Genomic DNA, 8,260 nt, shown 5'->3' with positions numbered 1-8,260 from the left:
CCGCAAGCCTGGGCGGCGGGTTCCCCGTTCATGATCCTGGAGGCCTGCCTGGGTATCACGATCGACGCGGAGCGCAACGAAGTGCGTATCGACCGCCCGCAATTACCGGACGGCATCGACTGGCTTGAAATCGGCGAACTGAAAGTCGGCGCGCAGACCGTGTCGATCACGTTCCGGCGCGTCGGCGGCCAGGTCGTGCCATCCGCCGAAGGCGACGTCCGGGTGGTCGCGGTGCTGTGAGCCTGCGGTTCAGGCCTGCAGTCCGGGCGCTAAATCCCGGCATGCAGGTCGAACCTCAAACCGCAACGCTGCCGACGTAGTTTTCGGCTAATGCCGTGGCGGCGGCGCGCGATGTGGTCACGTGCTCCAGTTCAGCTAGCTGGAGGCGTTGCTCGAAAGGCGAGGTGTCGTCGAGCTTGTGCAGCATGCGGGTCATCCACCATGAGAAATGTTCCGCGCGCCACACGCGTTTCAGCGCGGTCTCCGTGTATCGATCCAGCTTGTCGGTTGCCCCTTCCTTGAAATACGCGTTCAGGGCGGCGGTCAGCACGCGCACGTCGGACACTGCCAGGTTCATGCCTTTGGCGCCAGTAGGCGGCACGATGTGCGCGGCATCGCCGGCGAGGAACAGCTTGCCGGATTGCATCGGCGTGGAGACGAAGCTGCGCATGCCCACGATGTTCTTCTGGAAGATCCGGCCTTCCGTGATCTGCCAGCCATCGGAGGTATCGACGCGAGCGTGAAGTTCGGACCAGATGCGGTCATCGGACCACGCTGCAACGGATTCTTTCGGATCGCACTGGAAATACATGCGCTGTACGTTCGGGGAACGCGTGCTGACGAGGGCGAAGCCGCGATCGTGCCGGGCGTAGATGAGTTCGTCCGATGAAGGCGGAGCATCCACCAGAATGCCGAACCATCCGAACGGGTAGACGCGCTGGTAATCCTGTCTTAGTGCCTGGGGCATGGAGCCACGGGCCACGCCTTGCGAACCGTCGCAGCCAATGATGAAGTCGCACTCCAGTGTGTGGTCGGTGTCGGCATGACGATAGCGGATGCTCGGACGGCCTGAGCCGGGGGCATCGTCGAAATCGTGCAGCGAGACGTTCGATACGTTGAATTTCAGCGCCCCGCCAGCGGCCACGCGTGCCGCGACCAGGTCCTTGATGACTTCGTGTTGGGCGTAGACCGTGATCGAATGGCCGGTGAGTTCAGTGAGCGCGATCCGCTTGCGCTGGCCTTCGAATGCGAGCTCGAAACCGTGATGCACCGCGCCTTCGGCTTGCATGCGGGCGCCGAGGCCCGCTTCGTTGAGGAGGTCCATCGTGCCCTGTTCGAGCACACCGGCGCGAATTGTCGATTCGATGTCGTCGCGGCCGCGCGATTCGAGCACGACCGACTCGATGCCGCGCAAATGAAGGAGGTGAGAAAGCAGCAGTCCCGCAGGACCCGCGCCGACAATGCCGACTTGTGTACGCATGAATGTCTCCTGGATGCGTGTTGGATTTGTGGAGCGAGTTTTGCGCGAATGCCGTTATTGCGCAACGCGATAGCGCGGATAAGGGATATTTCGATTGAAGATAAAGGGCCATTCCCGAATTCCACAAACGCGCGGGCGGTATTGCACGACGGCGGGGGAAGCCGCTGGTCCAGATGCTTGAAACGGTCGTAGAGGACATGGGACACTCAGCGACCCAGTCCTCCGATAAAAATCCATGTTCACTATTCGCCGCCTTACTGCCGCCGACGCCTCTGCCTTTCGCGCGCTCAGGCTTGAACACCTCTCGCAGCATCCGACTGGCGCGGGTGCGGCCTGGGACGACGAAGTCAACCAGCCGTTGGCGTGGTTTGAGCAGCGCATCGCAGACAATGTGACGTTTGGGGGATTCTGGAGCGATGGAGACAAGCTGGCGGGCATGGCCGGGCTAGTTGTCCCCGCCGGCAGGAAGATGAAGCACAAGGGGATGCTGATCGGAATGTATGTGGTGCCCGCTGCCCGCGGAACGGGTATGGCGCGGGCCGTGGTCGACGCCTTGCTGGCGTACGCTTCAGGTGTGGTGGAAGAAGTGCATTTGCGGGTCGATCCCGACAGCGAACCCGCAATACGCCTGTATCGTGCGGCAGGATTCGAGCAATACGGCCGCGAACCGCGCGCATTGAAAATAGACGGCAAGTATCACGACGCGCTGCTCATGACCTTGCCGCTCAAACCCTCCGGCAATTAACCGCCGCTCGATTCCTTCAACTGCTTCATCCGGTATTCGCCGGTGCGCGCGAACATCCAGGCAGGATATTCGCGTGCCAATTCGCTGACTTCATCGAGAGCGGCGAGTTCGTCGTCGTTCAGCTCGACCTGCGTCGCCGCGATGTTGTCGTCGAGTTGCTCAAGTCGCTTCGCCCCGATGATCACGCTGGTCACCACGGGCTTGTGCAACAACCACGCGAGCGCAATTTGCGCGATGCTGACGCCCTTGGCCTCGGCGATCCTGCCCATTGCATCGATACAGTCGTACGCGCGATCCACGTTCACGGGCGGAAAATCAAAACCAATGCGCCGGCCTTTTTCGCTCGCACTGCCATCGCGCTTGTACTTGCCGGTGAGCAAGCCACCCGCAAGCGGACTCCACACCATCAGCCCCAGTTTCTCGCTTTGCAACATAGGCACGATTTCCCGCTCGAGATCGCGTCCTGCGATCGTGTAATAGGCTTGCAGCGATTCGAAGCGCGCGAGCCCAAGGCGTTCGGAAATGCCGAGCGCCTTGGTAATCTGCCACGCGGCCCAGTTCGATACGCCGATGTAGCGCACATGGCCGTGCTGCACGAGGGTATCGAGCGCGCGCAACGTTTCCTCAATCGGCGTGGCCGGGTCGATGCCATGCAACTGGTACAAATCGATGTGATCGAGCTGCAGGCGTTTCAAGCTGGCCTTCACGCCGTCAATGATGTGAAACCGCGACGCGCCGCGCGAATTGATGCCTTTCGTGCCCGTCTCGCCGTGAATCTTGGTCGCGATCACCACGTCTTCGCGCGGTACTTTAAGGTTCTTTAGCGCCTGGCCCGTCATGATTTCCGACGTGCCGTCGGCGTAGACGTCTGCTGTATCGAAGAAATTGATGCCCGCATCGAGCGCGCGCCCGATGAGCGCATCGGCGTCTGCCTGCTGCAGTCCGCCGATATTCGTCCAGATGCCGCCTTCTCCAAACGTCATCGTGCCAAGGCATAGTTCCGAAACGAATAAGCCGGTATTGCCGAATTTCCTGTTACGCATGGATGACTCCCGTGTGAATCAGTTATGTCAGATCGCTGTCAGTTGCAACGCGCCCTCTACGCTCTTATGTGGTGCGGTGATGCAAGTATCGGCGTTCGACGCATGGAGGAGCTAGCCTGATCCTGTTCGATGATTGCCCGATCCTGCAAAAGCTGCGGCAGCGTGTGGCCGAAAACGCGCTCGCGCGAGTAAGCTAGCAGCAGTCCATTCAATCTTTGCAAGCCTGTCGCGCGCGTAGTTCGTGTCTAGTCCGACCATCCGGCAAACGTCTTTTCGTTCGCGCGTTTAGCCGGGACGGTGCGCAGGCCCTGCATCCTCACTCGCGAATCATGGCCCTGAACGAAGCGGCAGATACTGCCACCGATCCGTCACACCACGCTTCAAATCAGACTGCGCCGCTCGATCCTGCCCTCGATCACGCGCGGCTCGATCTGGTCGCGTTGCTGGAACGCTTCACCGCGCACGCAGAAGGCTCGATCAACACACCGGTGAAGGGTTTGCACCTGCACCGGATTGTGCGCTGCGGCGGCCCCAGTCACGGCATTCAGACGCCGGCGCTCGGCCTGATCGCGCAGGGCTCCAAACGCGTGATGGTCGGCGACGAACTGTATGTCTACGATCCCATGCATTACCTGGTTTCATCGGTGGATTTGCCTGTCAGGGGGCAGGTGACCGGCGCGACCGAGGAGCAACCGTATCTCGGCCTGAGGCTTGAGCTCGAGGTGGCGGACATCACCGCGCTGATCCGCGATGAAAACCTGCCGCCCCCGACTCATGCCGACGCGTCGCGCGGCCTCTACGTGAACCGGCTCGGCACGCCGATGCTGGACGCGGTGTTGCGTTTGCTGCGCCTGCTGGATACGCCCGAGGACATTCCCATTCTCGCGCCCCTGGTCAAGCGCGAGATCCTTTACCGTTTGCTGATGAACGGGCAGGGCGCGCGGCTTCGCCAGATCGCGTTGCAGGACAGCCAGACGCAACGCATTGCGAAAGCGATTGTGCTGTTGCGCGAGAACTTCGACCAGCCGTTACGCGTGGAATCGATTGCGCGCGATGTCCACATGAGCGTGTCGTCGCTGCATCATCACTTCAAGGCGGTGACCGCCATGAGCCCGATGCAATATCAAAAGCAGTTGCGGCTCCAGGAAGCACGAAGGCTGATGCTGATCGACATGACCGATGCAGCGACGGCAGCGCATCGCGTGGGCTATGAAAGCGCGTCGCAATTCAGCCGCGAATACAGTCGCCTGTTCGGCGCGCCACCTCAACGCGATAGCCGGCGATGGCGCGACTCGGTGGCGCTTGAAGCACGCTAGGAAAGAAAAAGCAAAAAGCCAGGACAGGTCCTGGCTTTTTCGCTATGTGCCTATGTGCTATTGAGCTGCGCGGTGCTTAAGTCTTAGTAGTACCGCGGGGCGTCGTGGTGCACCGGATGATGATGGCGTTCCCATTCGCGACGCTCCCAGTAGCGGTGTCCGTCGTAGTAGCGGTCGCCGTGCCAGCCGCGATCATCGACATGGACGAAACCGGGACGGAACTGCTCGTCGGCCGATGCGGTATTCGCCAATCCCATGCTGATTGCGGCGCTTGCCGCAAGCGATGCGAGTACCAAGCCTTTCTTGAATTTCAACATGATGGTTTCCTTTGGCGCGGGGTGTTGTGCGGGGTGTTGTCGAAGTCGAACGTCGTAGTCAAGCGCTGTAATGCCTGGCCTAGTAGTGGTCGTAATGCTGGTGATAACCGCCGCCGTAATAACCGCCGCCACCCGGCACAACGATGCAGCCACCGAGCATGCTTCCGAGTGCAACTGCAAGCGTGACAAGAATCGCTAATCGTTTCATCGGTTTCTCCTAGTGAATCCGTGAAATCAATTTATCTATTAATTAAATAACAAGGCGTGTGTGTTTGTAAGGAAAAATGCGATTTGAAATATTAGCGGAGCGCCTGCGGGGCTCCGTGTCCAACGGCTGTTACCGAACGATGCTCGGCCTTACACTTGGGCTGAGCGTCGTGAGCGATACGCCGACCACGTGGCCGTCGAGCATCCCGCATTGACTATCGACGCGCGTCCATTGCGACGTGCCATGCACTTTTGCGAAGGCGCGCATCGCGATCACCTGATCGACTGCAACGGGATTGACGCCGTTCAGGACGGTTGCGTCGCTATCGACTTTCGCACTCAATACGCGCCGGTCCGGCACGATGAACGCGTCGTACTTGTGTGCGCTCGCAACCCAGCGATCGAACGCCGCGACGCATTGAATGACGGGCGCGGGTACATTCATGCGCTGGAGATAGGCATAGTCTTCGTGCGCGGGAACCGATGCTTCCTGCGCGTGGGCCAACGAGGATAGAAAGGGGGAGAGCAGCAACGCGACAATGGGTAGGGGCAATTTCATGCGGATAGGCGGGGGGCGGGCTTGAGGAGATGAGGTCAGGCTGCGCGAGAAGGCAGCGTCAGGCGGACCGAAAGTATAGCGTGACGTTTCTATGTCTGTTTTTGAAAGCGTGGCCGGACACGTGCACGGAGACGGGCACGCTCGCAGCGATTTTTACGCGCTTGCAGGACAACCACCATAATATCGGTCACATGCAACCGCGCTGGAACGCAATCATATGAACGATACAAACGCTAATCTCCGTCACTCGCCGCGCCTGACCAGCCTTTCTCACGGCGGCGGCTGCGGCTGCAAGATCGCGCCGGGCATACTCGCCGACCTTCTCAAGCGCAGCGCGCCGCTGCCCTTTTTTCCGGATCTGCTGGTCGGCAACGATACGGCCGACGACGCGGCCGTGTATCGGCTCAATGACGAACAGGCGATCGTTGCAACGACCGACTTCTTCATGCCGATTGTCGACGACCCCTTCGACTTTGGCCGGATCGCGGCGACCAATGCGCTGTCCGATGTCTACGCCATGGGCGGCAAGCCGATCATGGCGCTGGCCATTGTCGGCATGCCGATCAACGTGTTGCCGCACGAGGTGATCGCGGCAGTGCTCAAGGGCGGGGAGTCAGTGTGCGCTGAAGCGGGCATTCCGGTCGCGGGGGGCCACTCCATCGATTCAGTCGAACCCATCTACGGTCTCGTGGCGCTCGGTCTCGTGCACCCGCAACGCGTGAAGCGCAATGCCGCTGCGCGGGCCGGCGACGTGCTGATCCTCGGCAAGCCGCTAGGCGTGGGCATCTTGTCGGCGGCGCTCAAGAAAGATCAACTCGATGCCGCCGGCTACGCCGCCATGATCGCGGCGACCACCAAGCTCAACCGGCCCGGCGCCGATCTCGCTGCGCTCGACGCCGTGCACGCGCTCACCGACATAACCGGCTTTGGCTTGCTTGGGCACACGCTGGAACTGAGCCGCGGTTCAAAGCTAACGGCACGCTTGCGTTATGCCGACCTGCCGTGGCTCCCCGGCGTCGAGGCGTTCGCCCAAGCGGGCGTGGTCACGGGTGCCTCGGCACGCAACTGGAGCGCGTATGGCCGCGACATCGTGCTGACATCGTCATTGCACGACATGGCACAAACCCTGCTCACCGACCCGCAAACCTCGGGCGGCTTGCTGGTCTCGTGCGCGCCGGAAGCAGTGGACGAGGTCCTTGCGATTTTTCGCGCGGACGGTTTCGACCAGGCCGTAGTAATTGGAGAAATGATCGATGGCGAAAGCCGTGTGGAAGTCATCTAATCGCGCCCACCTCATGAAAGCACGATGAAAGAAGAATCGCCGAAAGCCATTTTCTACGCTCTCGCCGCCAATCTGGGCATCGCCGTCTGCAAGTTCGGGGCGGCTGCATTCACGGGTTCCGGTTCGATGTTCGCCGAAGCGATCCATTCCACCGCCGATTGCGGCAACCAGGTTTTGCTGCTGGTCGGCATCAAGCAGGCCCAAACGCCCGCCGACGCACTTCACCCGCTCGGCTCGGGCCGCGAAATCTACTTCTATTCCATGGTCGTTGCGCTGCTGCTGTTCTTTGTCGGCGGTGCGTTCTCGGTCTATGAGGGCGTGCATCGCATGGCAGGCCACGAGCCGGTCAGCAATCCGATCGTCGCACTGGTGGTGCTCGGCGTATCGGTGGTGCTCGAAGCGTTTTCCCTAGCCGGCGCCATGCGCGAGATTCGGCAGACTTCCGGCAACAAAACGCTATGGCGATGGTTCCGTGAAACGCGGGAGTCCGAACTTATTGTGATCGCGGGCGAGGACATCGCGGCACTCGCTGGCCTTGCGATCGCGTTTTGCGCCGTGCTGTTGACCATGATCACCGGCAATCCGGTCTACGACGCCGCCGGTTCGATCGGCGTCGGCGTGTTGCTGATGGTGATCGCGTACCTGGTTGCCCGCGAGGTCAAGTCGATGATCGTCGGCGAGTCGGCGAGCCCGGAAGTGCGACGGGCTATCGATGCGCATTTGCGCGGCCGGCCTGAAATCATTAGTGTGATCAACCTGATCACGTTGCAGTGGGGCCGCCAGATCGTGGTGGCCGTGCAGGCGGAAATGGTCGAATACGACACAGGCCGAGCGATGGTCGATGCGATCAACGTGATCGAAGAAGACTTGCAGCGCGCGTTTCCCCAGGCACGCTGGGTGTTCTTCGAGCCGGACATTCCTCGCGTGATCGAAGGGCGCGGCTAAGCACGTAGTCAAGCACGTAGCTGAAGGTCCGGGTGAAAAGCCGACCACTTTTAAATGCACGATCCGTTGAAGCTAGTACAGTGACGACCGTACTTCAATCTGCGGTGCAGATCGAGCGCGTCACGTTGCGGAATGCTTAACCGAGTTCCTCATCCTCGCCTATGCGCAAAATTCTCATCTTCCTTGCCTGCCTCGTCCTGTGTGGCGCGATTGCGTCATTCGCCAATGCCGCTACAAGCGTTGCCAAGCCCGCAGGCGGCGCGTCGCAGCCTGCCACCATCACGCTCACGCCCGACCAGGCGCGCTCAGCTCTGGACGTTCTCAGCGATCCCACCCGCCGGGCCCAGATCCAGGACACCCTGCGGG

General features: G+C 60.8%; 10 protein-coding genes and 1 pseudogene. 6 read left to right on the top strand and 5 right to left on the bottom strand.

Annotated elements, in window-relative coordinates:
• Positions 1-240, top strand: a pseudogene (locus WCA53_RS27615) (amylo-alpha-1,6-glucosidase); the annotation flags it as partial.
• Between the two features lie 55 nt (positions 241-295).
• On the opposite strand, the gene WCA53_RS27610 reads toward WCA53_RS27615, so the two are convergent.
• Positions 296-1,480, bottom strand: coding sequence for a 4-hydroxybenzoate 3-monooxygenase (locus tag WCA53_RS27610; protein ID WP_423918312.1), 1,185 nt, complete (start codon positions 1,478-1,480; stop codon positions 296-298).
• Positions 1,481-1,715: 235 nt separating this feature from the next.
• Here WCA53_RS27610 and WCA53_RS27605 point away from each other — a divergent pair, with 235 nt between their 5' ends.
• Positions 1,716-2,225: a GNAT family N-acetyltransferase gene (locus tag WCA53_RS27605; RefSeq protein WP_423918309.1), complete on the top strand. Its 510-nt coding sequence runs from the start codon at positions 1,716-1,718 to the stop codon at positions 2,223-2,225.
• Here the strand turns inward: WCA53_RS27605 and WCA53_RS27600 are convergent.
• Complete coding sequence (locus WCA53_RS27600; protein WP_423918306.1) at positions 2,222-3,268, bottom strand: aldo/keto reductase; 1,047 nt, start codon at positions 3,266-3,268, stop codon at positions 2,222-2,224. The genes WCA53_RS27605 and WCA53_RS27600 overlap by 4 nt on opposite strands.
• A 329-nt stretch (positions 3,269-3,597) precedes the next feature.
• Between WCA53_RS27600 and WCA53_RS27595 the strand changes: the two genes are divergently transcribed.
• Positions 3,598-4,584, top strand: a complete 987-nt coding sequence (locus tag WCA53_RS27595; protein WP_423918303.1) for an AraC family transcriptional regulator N-terminal domain-containing protein — start codon at positions 3,598-3,600, stop codon at positions 4,582-4,584.
• A gap of 83 nt (positions 4,585-4,667) precedes the next feature.
• Here WCA53_RS27595 and WCA53_RS27590 read toward each other — a convergent pair whose 3' ends face one another.
• The 3 genes from WCA53_RS27590 to WCA53_RS27580 all read right to left on the bottom strand — a co-directional run bounded on the left by WCA53_RS27590 (position 4,668) and on the right by WCA53_RS27580 (position 5,667).
• Entirely contained in the window at positions 4,668-4,901 is a 234-nt protein-coding gene (locus WCA53_RS27590) for a hypothetical protein (RefSeq protein ID WP_423918298.1), read from the bottom strand.
• Between the two features lie 79 nt (positions 4,902-4,980).
• Entirely contained in the window at positions 4,981-5,109 is a 129-nt protein-coding gene (locus WCA53_RS27585) for a hypothetical protein (RefSeq protein WP_423918295.1), read from the bottom strand.
• 129 nt (positions 5,110-5,238) lie between these two features.
• A complete protein-coding gene (locus tag WCA53_RS27580) occupies positions 5,239-5,667 on the bottom strand; it encodes a BspC domain-containing protein (RefSeq protein WP_423918292.1) in 429 nt (142 codons plus the stop codon).
• Positions 5,668-5,884: 217 nt separating this feature from the next.
• Between WCA53_RS27580 and selD the strand changes: the two genes are divergently transcribed.
• From selD to WCA53_RS27565, 3 genes are all read left to right on the top strand, one after another.
• Complete coding sequence (gene selD / locus WCA53_RS27575) at positions 5,885-6,949, top strand: selenide, water dikinase SelD (RefSeq protein ID WP_423918289.1); 1,065 nt, start codon at positions 5,885-5,887, stop codon at positions 6,947-6,949.
• A gap of 24 nt (positions 6,950-6,973) precedes the next feature.
• On the top strand, positions 6,974-7,894 hold the full coding sequence (locus tag WCA53_RS27570) for a cation diffusion facilitator family transporter (RefSeq protein WP_423918286.1): 921 nt from the start codon (positions 6,974-6,976) through the stop codon (positions 7,892-7,894).
• 161 nt (positions 7,895-8,055) lie between these two features.
• Positions 8,056-8,260 (top strand): hypothetical protein (locus WCA53_RS27565; protein WP_423918283.1); only part of this gene is annotated, 205 nt, incomplete at its 3' end.

This window comes from Caballeronia sp., assembly GCF_049581465.1.
Lineage (GTDB): Bacteria > Pseudomonadota > Gammaproteobacteria > Burkholderiales > Burkholderiaceae > Caballeronia.
Note: the sequence above shows the minus strand (reverse complement) of the source record. Positions and strands in the feature narration are given on the sequence as shown.